We start from the raw sequence: 14,999 nt of genomic DNA on the forward strand, positions 1-14,999 counted from the left end.
CTGGTGCTCCGCTCGCCCTCATAAACATAAAGAGTGATCGGTTTTCATACGGTCAAGAATTGGTAAACAAAGAAGCGTCAGCTTGGGTTGATTGAGTGGATTGATGTCGTTCGTGGGTGATAAATCCCGTGCGGGAACGGCTCCTAAGGGGGCTGTTGGTGAAGCGTTCCGCAGCAGTAACATAAGGAGTGTTCCGTATTTTTTGGAGAGGTGAGGCGTAGTGGCTGGTCCCAAACAGGAGCGAGCGGTACAGACTCGTTCGGAGCTTCTCCGAGCGGCGGCCGAGACCTTCGACGAGTTCGGCTATGCCGGGGCGAGCGTCAACCAGATCCTGAAGCGGGCCGGCCTCACCACGGGGGCGATGTACTTCCACTTCGACTCCAAGGAGAGCCTGGCGCGCGCGGTGATGAACGCGCAGCCCGAGACCATCGTCCCCGGGCTCGAGTCCACCGGGCTCCAGCGGCTCGTGGACATCACCCTGTCCTGGTCGCACCGCCTCCTGGTGGACCCGCTGCTGAGGGCGGGTGTCCGGCTCACCGGGGAGCAGGCCACCTTCGGGGCGTCCGACGCGACGCCCTACCAGTCCTGGGCCGGGATCATGGCCGACTGCCTGCGTGAGGCGCAGCTCAACGGCGAGCTGCAGGCGGGCGTCTCCCCCGAGGAACTGGGCGAGTTCGTCACCGAGGCGTGTACGGGCATGCAGATGTTCTCCGCCGTGGTCAGCGGCCGGAAGGACCTCAGCGAGCGCACCATCCGGATGTGGCGCCTGCTGCTCCCCGGTGTCGCGGTCCCGGCGATCGTCGCCCGTACGGAGGTCAGCCGCGAGCGGCTGCAGAGCCTCATCGGCTGACCGGACCGTCCGTCAACGGAGTCCGACGCGCTGTTCCCGGACGGGCGGTGGCTCTCCGCCCGGAGCACGCGGTGACTGCCCCGGCTTCGCCGTGTCCGTCTCACCCCTGCTGTTCCCGCGTACTTCGCGGTGTACCGAACCCGGCGGGCGGCACCCCGTCGCATCCACTCATGGGAGGACCAATGGCTCACAGCTTCAGCCGGCTCCGGCTGGCCGCTCTCAACATCGACGGTGTGCTGCTCAACGACACCTTCAGTCCGGTGATCCACGGCTTCGTCGTGGGCCGGGGCGGTGTCTACACGGCGGAGACCGAGAGGACGGTGTTCTCGCAGCCCCAGCACATAGCCGGACGGAACATGGCCGCCGCCGTGCCCCAGGAGCTGAGCGGTGAGGAGGCCCTGGCGGCCTACTTCCGGGAGCGTGACGCCTATCTCGCCGAACATCCGGTCACCCTCATGCCCGGAGCCATCGAGCTCGTACGGCGGCTGCGGGCCCTCGGGCTGCGGACGGTCTGCTACGGAGGGCTGCGGGCCCCGCACTTCGACCAGTTCCTCGGCAGGTGGGCGGAGCTGTTCGACGGTCCGCGCTACGTGTGCACCAACGACTTCCGCCCCGGCATCCGCGAGATCGCCGAGATCTTCGGGGTGGAGCCGGGCGAGGCGCTCTTCGTCGACGACGTGGCCCGTGTGGCCGAGGCCGCGCGGGAGCTCGATGTGCCCTTCATCGGCCGTCCCAGCGGATTCGTCCACAGCTTCCAGCGCCGGCTGATGCGTGAGGCCGGAGTCCGCCACGTCGTGGACGCCCTGGATTCCATCGACGTCCCGCTGCTGCGCACCGTGGACGCCGAGGCGGCCCGCGGCACCGTGTGGGGCGGCCCCTCGGCGAGCCTGCGGCCGGCCCTCGCGGTCGATGCCTGACCGGCCGGACCCCGTACCGGCCCTGAAGTCCCGAGCGTCATCCCCCTACGAGTCTGGGAACGAGTCATGAGCAACCAGAAGACGCTGTCCGGTCGCGTCGCCATGATCACCGGAGCGTCCAGCGGTATCGGCGAGGCCGCCGCGTACGCCTTCGCCGACGAGGGCGCCGCCGTCGTCCTGGTGGCGCGCCGCGGTGAGCGACTGCGTGCGCTGGCGGGGAAGATCAACGACTCCGGCGGGCGTGCCCTCGCCGTCGAGGGCGACGTGACGGACTCCGGCCGGATGCGGGAGGCGGTCGAGGCCGCTGTCGAGACGTACGGGGTGCTCGACTGCGCTTTCAACAACGCCGGTTACGCCACCGCGGGTGTTCCGCTGCACGAGATCGACGACGACGTCTTCCGGCGGACCATGGACGTCAACGTGGGGGGCGTGTGGAACTGCATGCGTCACCAGATCGCCGTGATGCTGCGTCAGCCGTCGGGAGGCGCGATCGTCAACACCGCCAGTGTCGCCGCCACCAGGGCCACCGGGGCCAGCGCCGCGTACGTGGCGGCCAAGCACGCGGTCCTGGGCCTGACCAGGGCCGCGGCGGCCGACTACGGCACCGCGGGAATCCGTGTCAACGCGCTCGTCGTGGGGGCCACCCGCACCGAGATGATGGAGGAGGTGCTGAGCCAGCACGCCGAACTGGAGGAGCGGTTCGCCGCAGACGCGGTGCAGAAGCGGATGGCGTCGCCCTCCGAGGTGGCCGAGGCCGCGCTGTGGCTGTGCAGTGACCGCGCCTCCTTCGTGACCGGCTCCGCCGTGCCGGTGGACGGCGGGGCCACCGCTGTCTAGGAGGCGGTCCCCGGACGCCGGCCCCGCGCGCGCCGCCCGGCCGTCGCCCGTTGCGGGCTCCCTTGCGACTTGGGGCAGTTGACGGCGACACGCGACGGCCGCGCTGGTGTGCTGGCCCGCACGGACGCCGGCACGGCCGGCGCGGTACGCGGAGGAGTCGCCATGCGGGGAACCGGAGATGTGGAACTGACGGGAGGGGCGCGGGCTTTCGCCCCACCGCCGGCCGGGGCGCGGAGCTCCCGCGCCCTGGCCGTCCTGGGCCTGAGCGCCTTCGTGGTCGGCACCGCCGAGTTCGTGGTGATCGGCGTGCTCGACCGGATGGCCGGGAGCCTGCACGTGAGCGCCGGCACGGCGGGCCTCCTGGTCACGGCCTACGCCCTCGGTGTGTGCCTGGGCGGACCGCTCCTGACCACCGCGACGCTTCGGGTGCCGCGTCGGCTGCTGCTCTGCGCGGCGCTCGCCGTCTACGCCGCGGCCAACGTCGTCGCGTCCCTCGCGGACGGCTTCGCCGTCGTGTTCGGGGTGCGGGCGGTCGCGGGCGCGGCCCACGGCCTGTTCGTGGGTGTCGCCTCCGCCACGGCCGCGGGCCTGGTCCCGGCGGAGCGCAAGGGCCGGGCCGTCGCCGTCGTGTTCGGCGGGATAGCCGTCGCCAACCTGCTCGGGGTGCCCCTGGCCACCTTCGCCGGGCACGCCCTGCCGTGGCAGTACGTGTTCGCCGCGATCGCCGTCCTGGCAGGTGTGGCGCTGCTCCTGGTCCGGGCCGTGCTGCCGCTGGAGGGCCCCGGTGGGCGGGTGATCCTGGGCGCGCAGGTCCGCCATGTCGTCAGGGCCCCGGTGCTCGTCCTGCTGGCGACCGCCGTGCTGCTCTTCTGCGGCCAGTTCACCGTGTTCACCCAGTTGAGCGGGTACGTACAGGAGTCGGCCGGGGTCCAGGGCGGTGCGGTGAGCGTCTACCTGCTGGTGTTCGGGGCGGCCGGGGCCGTCGGGACGGCTGTCGGCGGGTACCTCGCCGACCGGGCGGCGGCCGCGACCGTGACCGTGGCGGCCGTCGTGCTCGTACTGGTCCTCACCGCGCTCTTCCTGGCCGGTGAGCGGCCCGTGGCCGTCGGTGCCTGCGTCGCTGTCTGGGGCTTCGCCGGGTTCGGCTTCGCGCCCGCCCTCCAGCTGCGCACGATCCGCCGGGCCGGCCCCGGAGGGGACCTCGCGGCCACCCTGGGTGCCTCGGCGGGGAACGCCGGTATCGCCGCCGGCGCGGCCGTGGCCGGGGGATTGACCGCGGCGTACGGGTTCTCGGTACTGCCGGTCGCCGGAGCGGCGGTGTGTCTGCTGGCGCTGCCTCTGACCTGGCTCTCCCGGACGGGGCCGAAGGCCGCCCCGGCTCCGCGGGAGCACAGCGGGCGGGGCGGGACGGAGCGGCCGGGCTCTCTCACGGCGAGCCCGTAGGGCGCCCCGGCTCAGGGCATGGATACGGCGGGCGCCGGACGGCGCCCGCCGTATCCATGCCCTGAGCCGGGTCTGTCAGAGGCAGTCCTCCTCGCGGTATCCGCCGGCCCCGGCCCGCTCCGCCGCCGTCCGCAGTTCCACGCGCCTGATCTTCCCGGAGATCGTCTTGGGCAGTTCGGCGAACTCGATGCGGCGGATCCTCTTGTACGGGGGGAGCGCCGCCCGGGAATGGGCGAACAGGTGCTTCGCCGTGTCCGCGTCCGCTTCCCAGCCGTCGGCCAGGACGACGTACGCCTTCGGCACCGACAGCCGCAGTACGTCGGGTGCCGGGACGACGGCGGCCTCCACCACGGCCTCGTGCGTCAGCAGGACGCTCTCCAGCTCGAATGGGGAGATCTTGTAGTCGGAGGACTTGAACACGTCGTCCCTGCGCCCGATGTAGGTGAGCCGCCCGTCGGCGTCCCGCGAGGCGAGGTCGCCGGTGCGGTAGTAACCGCCCGACATCGCCTCCGCGGTGCGGTCCGGTTCTCCCGCGTACCCCGCCATGAGCCCGACGGGAGCGGTGGACAGCTCCACGCAGATCTCGCCCTCCTCGGCGGGGCGGCCCGTGGCGGGGTCGAGCAGCGCGATGGAGAAGCCGGGGCTCGGCCGTCCCATCGTCCCCGGGACGAGGGCCGCCCCGGGGGTGTTCGCGACCTGCACGGTGCTCTCCGTCTGCCCGAAGCCGTCCCGCACGGTCACCCCCCATGCGTGCCGGACCGACGCGATCACCTCGGGGTTGAGCGGTTCCCCGGCCGCCACCGCTTCCCTGGGCGGTGTCCGCAGCTGCCCGAGATCCGCCTGTACGAGCATCCGCCACACGGTGGGCGGTGCGCAGAAGGTGGTGACGCCCGCGCGGTCCATCTCCGTCATCAGCCGGCCCGCGTCGAAGCGCGTGTAGTTGTACACGAAGACGGTGGCCTCGGCGTTCCACGGGGCGAAGAGGCTCGACCAGGCGTGCTTGGCCCAGCCCGGCGAGGAGATGTTGAGGTGCACGTCGCCCGGCCGGAGGCCGATCCAGTACATGGTGGACAGGTGTCCCACCGGATACGAGGCGTGTGTGTGCTCGACGAGCTTGGGCCGGGACGTCGTGCCGGACGTGAAGTAGAGCAGCAGCGGGTCGTCCGCGCGGGTCGGGCCCTCGGGCTCGTAGGGGCCGGGGGCGGTGAGCGAGTCCTGGTAGTCCGCCCAGCCCGGGGGGCTCGTCTGTCCTGGACCGGTGACCGCGAACCGGCTGAAGCCGCCCGGGACGCCGTCGAACTTCGTGTGGTCCCCGGCCCGGGCGATGACGTGGCGGACCGCGCCGCGGGTGACGCGGTCCGCCAGTTCGGCGGTGTTGAGCAGCGGGGTGGCCGGGACCAGCACGGCGCGCAGCTTCGTCGCGGCCAGCGCCGTCTCCCACAGCTCCTTCTGGTTGCCCAGCATGACCAGCACCCGGTCGCCGGCCCGGACACCTTGGGAGCGCAGCCAGTTGGCGACCTGGTCCGAGCGGTGGGCGAGTTCGGCGAAGGAGTACCGGCAGCGGCTGCCGTCCTCCTCGACGATGCACAGCGCGGTGCGGTCGTTGTCCCGCGCGATGACGTCGAACCAGTCCAGTGCCCAGTTGAAGTGCTCCGGCCGGGGCCATCGGAAGTCCGCGCAGGCCCTCTCGTAGTCCTCGCGGTGGGCCAGCAGGAGGTCCCGGGCGGCCCGGAACTCCTCGGTCGGGTGGGGCGTGGTCATGCGTCGCTCCTTCGGGGCGAGAGCCGGCGTGTGCCGGGGGAGGGGTCAGCCGGTACCTGTCACGGGGACCAGGGCGAGGACCGGGATGGTCCGGTCCGTCCGGGACCGGAAGGTGGCGAAGTTGGGGTCCTGCGCGGTCTGGAGCCGCCACAGCTCCTCGTGCTCCTGCTCGGGGACCGGTTCGGGCGTCACGGTGAAGCGCCGCGATCCGACCTCCACCACGCCCTCCCCGGCCTCCATGAGGTTCAGGTACCAGCCCGGGGAGACGGCGGCTCCGCCGTTCGCCGCGAAGACGACGTACCTGCCGTCGAGGGCCAGGTGGACGAGAGGCGTGGTGCGGGTCAGGCCGCTGCGCCGCCCGCGGGTGGTGAGGAGCAGGAGCGGGGTGTCGCCGAAATCCTTCACCCGGCCGCGGTTGGCCCGGAATTCCTGGAGCACGCTCCGGTTGAAGGCATTGCTGTTGACCGACTCGTCGACGGTCCAGTTGTCGCTCGTCATTTCGTCCATTCGCTTTCGGGGAGGAAGAGCCGGGTTTCCGTGGTCTGCTCGAAAGGCATTCCGGCCGGCATGTTGATGAGTTCCATGTGAAGGCCCCAGGGCGTCGTGAAATACACCCAGCGGTCGCCGGCGATCGGGCCGTCCTCGATGGTCTCCGGCTCGCCGAGGACGGTCACCCCGGGCTGCTCGCGCAGGTACGCGGCGGCCTTGTCGACGTCGTCCACGTAGATCGCGAAGTGGTGCCCGCCCCAGTCGCTGTTGCGCGGGCGGGTGCGGTCCTGGTCGGGAGAGGTGTAGGCGAAGAGTTCGAGGTTGGTCGCCGGCCCCAGGCGCAACATGGCGATCTGCGCCGACGCGCGGGGGTGCACACCGAGTTTCTCGGTCATCCAGTCGCCGTCGGGGTCCTCCACCGGGCCCAGCCGGTAGGCCAGTTCGGCTCCGATGACCTGGGTGAAGAAGTCAACGGCCTGGTCGAGATCGGGCACCGTGTAGGCGATGTGGTGCACCGCGCGTGCTCCGGGTATTCCGCTCAAGGGTCACTCCGTCCGCCGGGGCCGCGCCGTGGGCGGGCCCTGTGTCCTGGCCCGTGCGGGAGCCCGGGCAGGCCCGACGATGCGGTACGACGCCCCTGCGGACAACGCCGAGTTCCCAAAGTGTGCCGACTTGCCGAAGTTGATTTCAAAGGTTGGCGAGTCGGCCGGTTCCCCTGTTGAGATGACGTCATCGAGGCGAACCCGGTCAGAGGGAACCGCCTTCCGAATGCCTTTCGCTTTCGTATGGACAGGCCGGTCTTCTTTCCATTGAACTCGGATACCAGGAAACGACGAAGATGACGAATGAAATCAAGCGCCGGCGGTTCTTGGGCGCAGGTTCGGGAGCAGCCCTCGCCACCGCTGTCGGCGGGCTGGCACAGGCTCCCGCCGCGCTGGCCGCCGACGGGGGCACGGAGAAGGCCGGTGTACGGGCCGCCGCGGTCACCGTGGGCCCGGCGGACCCTCGCTACCCCGACCTCACCGCGGGAATGAACCAGCGCTGGCAGGCCCGCCCGGACAAGATCGTGCTGCCGAGGACCACGCAGGACGTGGTCGCGGCGGTGCGCGAGGCCGTGGCCGGCGGGAAGCGCCTGTCGGTCGCCAGCGGCGGGCACTGCTTCGAGGACTTCGTCTTCAACGCCGAGGTCGAGATCAACATCAAGCTGTCGCTGATGAACGCGGTGAGCTTCGACGCCTCGATGAACGCCTTCGCCGTCGAGGGCGGCGCGACCCTGCTCGACGTGTACGAGGCCCTCTACGAGGGCTGGGGCGTCACCATACCCGGGGGCATCTGCCACAGCGTCGGCGTCGGCGGCCACATATCCGGAGGGGGGTTCGGCAACCTCTCCCGCCAGTACGGGCTGACCGTCGACCACCTGCACGCGGTGGAGGTCGTCGTCGTGGCCGCCGACGGCACCGTCCGTGCCGTCGTCGCCGCGCGGGACTCCGCCGACGCCTCCCTGCGGGACCTGTTCTGGGCGCACACCGGAGGCGGTGGCGGCTCCTTCGGCATCGTGACCAGATTCTGGTTCCGCACCCCCGGTGCCACCGGCGCGCCAGGGGAACTGCTGCCCAAGGCGCCTTCCCAGGTCTACATGACCCTGGCCGGCTGGCCCTGGGAGAAGGTCACCCAGGAGGGCTTCGGCCGGCTGGTGTCCTACTGGGGCACGTGGCTGGAGAAGAACAACACGGCGGGTACCACGGCCGGTTCGCTCTACTCCTGGCTCATGCTCAACCACCGTGACAGCGGGTCGATGGGCGCGGTGGTCCAGCTGGACGCCTCACTCCCCGACGCCGCGTCCGTGCTCTCGGACTTCCTCGCCGGAATGGACCAGGCGCTCGGCCTGAGTTCGGCCGTCAAGCGCTCCTCGGGTGTCCTGGACTCCGCGTACACCACGACCCGGCTGCTCCCGTGGCTGCGGGGCACGCGGTACATCGGTTCCATCTCAGCCACCCAGCTGGACCCGACGACCCGCGGTGTCCACAAGTCGTCCCATCTGCGCAGGGCCACGCCCCAGCGACAGATCGACGCCATGTACCGGCACCTCACCAGCACCGACGGACCGAGCACCCTCAGCGGGGTCGTGCTGTCCGCGTCGGGCGGCAGGATCGCGTCCGTCCCGCCGGCCGCCACCGCCGTCGCCCAGCGCGACGCGATCATGAAGGCCAACTTCGAGAGCCTCTGGTACGACGCCAAGGACGACGCGAAGAACGTCGCCTGGGTGCGTGATGCCTTCCGCGATGTCTACGCCGACACGGGCGGCGTCCCGGTGCCCAACGACGTCACCGACGGCTGCTACATCAACTACCCCGACGGCGACCTGTCCGACCCCGAGCTCAACACCTCGGCGGTTCCCTGGCACGACCTGTACTGGAAGGGCAACTACGCCCGGCTCCAGGGCGTCAAGCGCGCCTGGGATCCGAAGGACGTCTTCCACCACCGGCAGTCGATCCGGCTCTGACCGCACCCTGCCGCATCCCCCACCGGCCGGGCGGCCCGTCCGGGCTCCCGGCGAACCGTCTCAAGGAGAGAATCCGCATGCGAACCACCACCCTCGGGAACAACGGCCCCGCAGTAGGCCGTGTCGGCCTCGGCACGATGGGCATGTCCTTCGGCTACGACCCGCACGGCTGGGACGACGACGCCTCCGTCGCGGTCATCCACCGCGCCCTCGACCTCGGCGTCAACCTGATCGACACGGCCGACGTCTACGGCCCCTTCAGCAACGAGGAGCTCGTCGGACGTGCCATCAAGGGCCGCCGCGACGAGGTGGTGCTCTCCACCAAGGGCGGCCTCGTGGTCGGCGACAGCGGCCTGGGCCTCGACGGGCGCCCGGAGCACCTGGTCCGTGCCGTCGAAGCGAGCCTCGGCCGGCTCGGAACCGACCACGTCGACCTCTACTTCCTGCACCGTGTCGACCCGCGGGTGCCGCTGGAGGAGAGCTGGGGCGCGCTCGCCGAGCTCGTGCGCCAGGGCAAGATCCGCGCCCTCGGCCTCTCCGCGGTGACCCTCGACCAGGTACGCGCCGCACAGGAGGTGCACGAGGTGGCGGCCGTCGAGTCCGAGGCCTCGCTGTTCACCCGGGACGCCTTCGCCGACGTCCTGCCGTACACCGTGGAGAAGGGCATCGCCTTCCTCCCCTTCTCCCCGCTCGGCCGCGGTCTGCTCACCGGCGCCTTCACCGACCCCGCCGACCTGCCCGAGGACGACTGGCGCGCCACCCAGCCGCGCTTCACCGCTGAGGCGTTCGCGCACAACAGGTCGATCGTCGACGCGGTGCGTGCCGTCGCCGACCGCCACGAGGCGACCACCGCGCAGGTGGCCCTGGCCTGGCTGCTCACCAAGGGCGAGCACGTCGTGCCGATCCCCGGGACCAAGACCGAGCGCTACCTCGTCCAGAACGCCGGCGCCGCGGCGCTGGACCTCACGCCCCAGGACGTCGCCGAACTCGACGCCCTGCCCGCCCCCATGGGCGACCCGGAGGCCTGATCCCGCCTCCTCGTCCGGCCGGGTGATCCCCGCCGGAATCCGCTCCGCCCGCGCCGGCCGGGTGATCCCCCGGCCGGCGCGGGCGGAGCAGCTTTCCCGCCCCTCGCCCCGACCCTCAGACGGAGAAATTCCTGCGATGTCCGAGATCACCACAGCCCGTTCGCGCAGCCTCACGTCCACCTTCGACATCCCGCGCCCGCCCGGCCTGACCTGGTACGTCCAGTCCCAGCAGCCGGTGGGTTACGAGGTCTCCCTGACCCGCGGGCTCCTCAACCCGGTGAACCCCGTCCTCGCGCGCTCGGTGGGGGCCGACGGCCGGAAGGCCGTACGCGCCCTGATCGTCGTGGACCGGACCGTGGACGAGCTGTACGGCCCCGGTCTGCGCGACTACTTCGAGGCATGGCACGTGGATGCCGTCTGGAAGGTCATGCCGGGGGACGAGGAGACCAAGACCCTCGACCAGGTCGTCGACGTGACGTGTGCCATGACCGACATGGGCATCCTGCGCCGCACCGAACGCGTCGTCGTCGTCGGGGGCGGTGTCCTCATGGACGTCGTCGGCATGGCGGCGAGCCTCTACCGCCGGGGTGCGCCCTACGTGCGGGTCCCGACCACGCTCGTCGGGCAGGTCGACGCAGGTGTCGGCGTGAAGACCGGTGTCAACCACGGCACCCACAAGAACCGGCTGGGCACCTACTTCGCCCCCGAGGCCACGCTCATCGACCCCGAGTTCCTGCGCACGGTGGAACCGCGGCACATCGCCAACGGCCTCGCCGAGATCATCAAGATGGCGCTGATCAAGGACGCCGCCCTCTTCCGGCTGCTGGAGGAGAACGTCGAGTTCGTCACCAGCCACTCGCTCGCCGACTGCGGCGCGTCCATGAGCGAGGTGGTCTCCCGCGCCATCGCCGGCATGCTGGACGAGCTCGAGCCCAACCTCTGGGAAGGCGTGCTGGAGCGCTCGGTCGACTACGGGCACACCTTCAGCCCGACCCTGGAGCTGCGCGCCGACCCGCCGCTGCTCCACGGTGAGGCCGTGGCCGTCGACATGGCCGTCTGCGTCGCCCTGGCCGTCGGCCGCGGCCATCTGACCGAGGCCGACGCCCGCCGTGCGCTCGCCCTGATCGCCGACTGCGGTCTCCCCCTGACGCACCCCGTGTTCACGCCGGAGCTGCTGGAGCTCGGCCTGGCCGACGCGGTGAAGCACCGGGACGGCAGCCAGCGCCTGCCGCTGACCGACGGCATAGGCTCCTGCGTCTTCGTCAACGACGTCACCGGCGTCGAGCTGGCACGTGCCCTGGACTTCGTACGGGCGTACACGGACGGGACGGACCGGTGAGCGGCTCCGGACCGATCACCGTCCTCGACGTGGGCGGCACTCATGTGCGCAGTGCCACCTGGTCACCCGAGGACGGCCTCCGGGACACCCTCCAGCAGCCCTCGCCCAGCCGGCTGAGGCATCCCGACGCGACGGTGGACGAGCTGAAGGAACGTCTGCTGACCACCATCTGCGCGGCGGTGCCCCGCACCCCCGAAGCCGTCGCGGGGATCTCCTTCGGCGCGGCTCTCGACCACCGCAGCGGCACGGTCTACGGTTCCGCGCCTCTGTTCGGCGACGAGACCACGCCGCTCGATCTGCGGGGAGCGCTGAGCGAGCGGCGGCCCGACGTGCGGTGGCACATCGTCAACGACGTCACGGCGGCCCTGCTGCACCTCGTCTCGGCACCGCACCGGCGTACGCACCGCAAGGTGCTGCTGATGACGGTCAGTTCGGGTATCGCCTGCCGCATCGTCGACCTGCGCAGCGGCACCATCGCCACGGACGGGTGCGGACTCCAGGGTGAGGTGGGGCACCTCCCCGCTTCCACCTCGCTCGCCGGACGGCCGGTCGAGCTGCTGTGCGACTGCGGTCGCCCCGGCCACGTCTCCTCGTACGCGTCCGGACCGGGACTGCGACGGATGGCGGACGTCCTCCGCGAACGGGAACCCGACCGCTGGGAACGCTCCTGGCTGGGAAGGGAGATGGCCGGCGGCCGGGCATTCGAGCAGGCGCTCGCACAGGCCCTCGACCGGGCCGACGGCCTCGCCGGGGAACTGCTCGACGCGGCCACCGCACCCGTCGCCGACGTGCTGCGCAGCGCGCTGTGCCTCGATCCCGAGCTGGACGAACTCGCCCTCAGCGGAGGCGTGGCCACCGGGCTCGCGGCGCACTACAGGGCAGCCGTCCTCGGCCACCTCCGGAGGGAGGGCCTCTATCTGACCGGGGAGCGCGATCCCGGCTGGACGAGCGACCGGATCACCGTGTGCGGACCGGGCGAGGCCAACGGCCTGATCGGGGCCGGAATCGCGGCGCTCGACGCGGGGCACCCCGGCGGACCGGGCCCCGGGGGAGGGGCGTCGGGGGAGGGCGCCCGTCCGGAGGCCGTTCCCGGCGGCGCCCCCCGGGCGGCCACCCATCCGGCGGTCGTGCGGGAAGGCGGCTCCACCCGGCTGCTCCCGCGCCCCACCCGCCCGCCGGGACCGGGCGAGATCAGTGTGGCGCCGGTCGTCGCCGGCGTCTGCGGTACGGACCTGCAGATCCTGCGAGGACTGCGCGACGACGGCGCGCCGGTACTGGGACACGAGGGCGTGGCCCGCGTCGTCCAGGTGGGACCGGGCGTGGAGGACCCGCGCCTGGTGCCGGGTGTCCACGTGGTCGTCAACCCCACCCACCCCACCGACCCGTCCTTCCTGCTGGGCCACAACGTCGACGGCATGCTCCAGGCCCGCATGCTGGTGCCCGCGAGCGCCGTCAGGGGCGGCCTGGTCCTCCCCCTGGAAGAGGTTCCGCCAGGGAACCTCCCCGTGCTGATCGAGCCGCTGGCGGTCGTCAGATACGCCTCGCTCGCGCTGCGCGCCCACACCCCGGACACCCTGCTCGTCATCGGGGACGGCACGGTCGGCCACCTCGCCGTACGTGTCGCGCGGCGCTGGCTCGGCCGGTCCGTGCGGACCGTCCACGCCCACCACACGGGGGAGGGCCTTCGGTGGAGCGAGCGGTCTCCCCACCGGGCGGACCGGCCCGTCGGCCTGGAGGACCTCGCGGCCGGGGCGCTCGCCGGGACGCTGGACCGCGGACGGGTGGCGGTCCTGATCGCCACCCCGGCGCCGGCGACCCTCCCGGGTCTCGAACTGGCCCTGCGCGCGACGGAGGGCGCCGAGGTCGCCGTCGACCTCGTCGGCGGACTGCCCAGGCCCGCCCACAGCCCTCTCTTCCCGGGCGTCGACCTGGCCCGGACGCGCGCCGCGAACTGCGGAGGACTCCCGCAGCCACCCGTCGTGGAACGGCTCACGACGGAGGAAGGCCGCCCGGTCTCGGTCCTCGGCCACCGGGGCGTGGCCAACGAGCACCTGGCGTACGCGGCCGCCGAACTGTGCCGGGATCCGGGGACCTTCCAGGACCTCGTGACCCACGAGACTGATCTCGCCGGCGCCGCCGAGACGCTGACCGCGCTCGCCAGGAGCGGCGCGCGGACCGTACGGGGGCGCCGCCTGGTCAAGCTCGCCGTGCGGACGGCGGAGCCGTCGTGAGCACGCCCCCGCTGATCGGGCTCGTCGACTGGCGGCTTCCGGTACGCGGCGAGGGCGCCGTCGACCTGGCCTTCCGGTACCGCGTCGACGGGCTCCAGTTCGACCTCGGAGGTCCGGGCCGGGGTCCCCGGCTCGACAGCGCGCCGGGAGCGGTCCGGCGGCTGCGCCGCACCGCGGACGCCGCGGGCGTCTCCCCGCTCGCCGTGGCCGCCAACGTCCTCAACGACATCGGTCTCACCGCCGCGGCGGGGACCCCGGACGCCGCAAGGGTGCGGGACGTACTGAGCCGGCTGCTGGACACCGGTGAGGAACTCGGCGCCCCCCTCGTGTTCGTGCCCAGCTTCCGGCGGAGCGCCATCGACAGCGAGCGCGCTCTGCTGCGCACCGCCGAGGTGCTGCGAACGGCCGCGGACCGGGCTGCCTCGCGCGGCCTCCTCCTGGCCAGCGAGAACGTGCTCCCCGCGCGGTCCGCCGTGCGCCTGGCCGAGGAGGTCGGCTCACCCGCCTTCCGGCTGCTGCTGGACAGCTACAACCCGGTCGCCGCCGGCCTCGACGTACCCGGGCTGGTGGCGGACGCCGGACCGTGGCTGGCCGACCAGATCCACCTGAAGGACGGACGGGCCGGTACGGCCGCCACCCCCCTGCTGGGCGACGGGGACGGCCGCGTCACGGAGACCGTGGACGCCGTGGCGCGCCATCTGCCGGGGGTGGCCGCCGCCGTCCTGGAGAACGACCACCGCGACGGGGACGGCCCACGGCTTCGCGCGGACCTCGACCGGACCCGGGCCCTGGCCCGCCGGATGGACCGATCACGGACGGAGACGGCGCAGCCATGCCACTCGTACTGACCGCTCAGACCCTGCTGTTCGACATGGACGGCACCCTGGTGGACTCCACCGCCGCGGTGGAACGCACCTGGTCCCGGTTCGCCGGGAGGCACGGCCTCGACCTCGCCGTGATCCTGGCGTCCGCGCACGGGCAGCGCACCGCGGAGACGGTCGCCGCACACGCGCCGCCGGGCACCGACGTGGCGGCGGAGACCGCCTGGCTCGTCGCACAGGACGTGGCCGACACCGGCGGCACCGTCGCCGTGCCGGGGGCGGCCCGGCTGCTGGCGGAACTGCCGCCGGACCGGTGGGCGGTCGTGACCTCCGCGGGGCGGGAACTGGCCGAACGCCGGATGGCAGCCGCGGGCCTTCCCCTGCCGGAGGTGCTGATCAGCGCCGACGACGTCCTGGAGGGCAAGCCCTCGCCCGAGGGCTTCCTCGCCGCCGCGGAGCGGCTCGGTGCCGACCCCGCACGTGCCGTCGTCTTCGAGGACGCCGAGCTCGGTCTGCTGGCCGCCCGCGCCGCGGGCTGCTTCCCGGTGGTCGTGGGCGCCCACGACGGACCAGCGGCTCAGGGGCGTCCGCGGGTCGCCGACTACACCGGCGTCACGTGCGTCTCCTCGCCCCAGGACGGTCTTCGGCTGGTGCTCCCGGCCCCCGCTCCCGTGCCCGCACTGGGCTGACCTCTCACCCCTACCCTCCGATCGGAGTGACTCCGCCATGCCCATCGACGCCATACCCGCTGACGCCATGCCCACCGACGCTGTGCCCACC

At 72.2% G+C, this 14,999-nt stretch carries 13 protein-coding genes; 10 read left to right on the top strand and 3 right to left on the bottom strand.

All coding sequences use genetic code 11. The features are described from left to right. Positions 1–220: 220 nt before the first annotated feature. From ACIRJR_RS04200 to ACIRJR_RS04215, 4 genes are all read left to right on the top strand, one after another. On the top strand, positions 221–850 hold the full coding sequence (locus ACIRJR_RS04200; RefSeq protein ID WP_403773449.1) for a ScbR family autoregulator-binding transcription factor: 630 nt from the start codon (positions 221–223) through the stop codon (positions 848–850). A gap of 182 nt (positions 851–1,032) precedes the next feature. Further along, the gene (locus tag ACIRJR_RS04205; RefSeq protein WP_403773452.1) at positions 1,033–1,767 is read left to right on the top strand and encodes an HAD family hydrolase; all 735 of its coding nucleotides are present in this window, start codon (positions 1,033–1,035) and stop codon (positions 1,765–1,767) included. A 66-nt stretch (positions 1,768–1,833) separates the two neighbouring features. Further along, positions 1,834–2,604, top strand: coding sequence for an SDR family NAD(P)-dependent oxidoreductase (locus tag ACIRJR_RS04210; RefSeq protein WP_403773455.1), 771 nt, complete (start codon positions 1,834–1,836; stop codon positions 2,602–2,604). A 162-nt stretch (positions 2,605–2,766) separates the two neighbouring features. Further along, entirely contained in the window at positions 2,767–4,047 is a 1,281-nt protein-coding gene (locus ACIRJR_RS04215) for an MFS transporter (RefSeq protein ID WP_403773458.1), read from the top strand. A 75-nt stretch (positions 4,048–4,122) separates the two neighbouring features. On the opposite strand, the gene ACIRJR_RS04220 is transcribed toward ACIRJR_RS04215, so the two are convergent. From ACIRJR_RS04220 to ACIRJR_RS04230, 3 genes are read right to left on the bottom strand one after another with little or no spacing between them, the layout of a single operon-like run. Then, positions 4,123–5,808: an AMP-binding protein gene (locus ACIRJR_RS04220; protein WP_403773461.1), complete on the bottom strand. Its 1,686-nt coding sequence runs from the start codon at positions 5,806–5,808 to the stop codon at positions 4,123–4,125. A gap of 45 nt (positions 5,809–5,853) precedes the next feature. Continuing rightward, positions 5,854–6,306, bottom strand: coding sequence for a nitroreductase/quinone reductase family protein (locus ACIRJR_RS04225; RefSeq protein ID WP_403773464.1), 453 nt, complete (start codon positions 6,304–6,306; stop codon positions 5,854–5,856). Beyond that, positions 6,303–6,839 carry a VOC family protein gene (locus tag ACIRJR_RS04230; protein WP_403773467.1) on the bottom strand — a complete coding sequence of 179 codons (537 nt, stop codon included), beginning with the start codon at positions 6,837–6,839 and terminating at the stop codon, positions 6,303–6,305. The genes ACIRJR_RS04225 and ACIRJR_RS04230 overlap by 4 nt, the downstream gene beginning before the upstream one ends. Positions 6,840–7,135: 296 nt before the next feature. Here ACIRJR_RS04230 and ACIRJR_RS04235 point away from each other — a divergent pair, with 296 nt between their 5' ends. From ACIRJR_RS04235 to ACIRJR_RS04260, 6 genes are all read left to right on the top strand, one after another. Then, a complete protein-coding gene (locus ACIRJR_RS04235; RefSeq protein WP_403773469.1) occupies positions 7,136–8,800 on the top strand; it encodes an FAD-binding protein in 1,665 nt (554 codons plus the stop codon). Between the two features lie 77 nt (positions 8,801–8,877). After that, positions 8,878–9,828 carry an aldo/keto reductase gene (locus tag ACIRJR_RS04240; protein WP_403773472.1) on the top strand — a complete coding sequence of 317 codons (951 nt, stop codon included), beginning with the start codon at positions 8,878–8,880 and terminating at the stop codon, positions 9,826–9,828. A 136-nt stretch (positions 9,829–9,964) separates the two neighbouring features. Further along, a complete protein-coding gene (locus tag ACIRJR_RS04245) occupies positions 9,965–11,167 on the top strand; it encodes a sedoheptulose 7-phosphate cyclase (protein WP_403773475.1) in 1,203 nt (400 codons plus the stop codon). Then, a complete protein-coding gene (locus ACIRJR_RS04250) occupies positions 11,164–13,398 on the top strand; it encodes an ROK family protein (RefSeq protein WP_403773478.1) in 2,235 nt (744 codons plus the stop codon). Before ACIRJR_RS04245 ends, ACIRJR_RS04250 begins: the two co-directional genes overlap by 4 nt. Next, positions 13,395–14,246 carry a sugar phosphate isomerase/epimerase family protein gene (locus ACIRJR_RS04255; RefSeq protein ID WP_403773481.1) on the top strand — a complete coding sequence of 284 codons (852 nt, stop codon included), beginning with the start codon at positions 13,395–13,397 and terminating at the stop codon, positions 14,244–14,246. Before ACIRJR_RS04250 ends, ACIRJR_RS04255 begins: the two co-directional genes overlap by 4 nt. Continuing rightward, entirely contained in the window at positions 14,231–14,908 is a 678-nt protein-coding gene (locus ACIRJR_RS04260; protein ID WP_403773484.1) for an HAD-IA family hydrolase, read from the top strand. The genes ACIRJR_RS04255 and ACIRJR_RS04260 overlap by 16 nt, the downstream gene beginning before the upstream one ends. Positions 14,909–14,999 lie beyond the last annotated feature (91 nt).

Source organism: Streptomyces sp. NPDC102402 (genome assembly GCF_044765765.1).
In the GTDB taxonomy this organism is placed as follows: Bacteria; Actinomycetota; Actinomycetes; order Streptomycetales; family Streptomycetaceae; genus Streptomyces.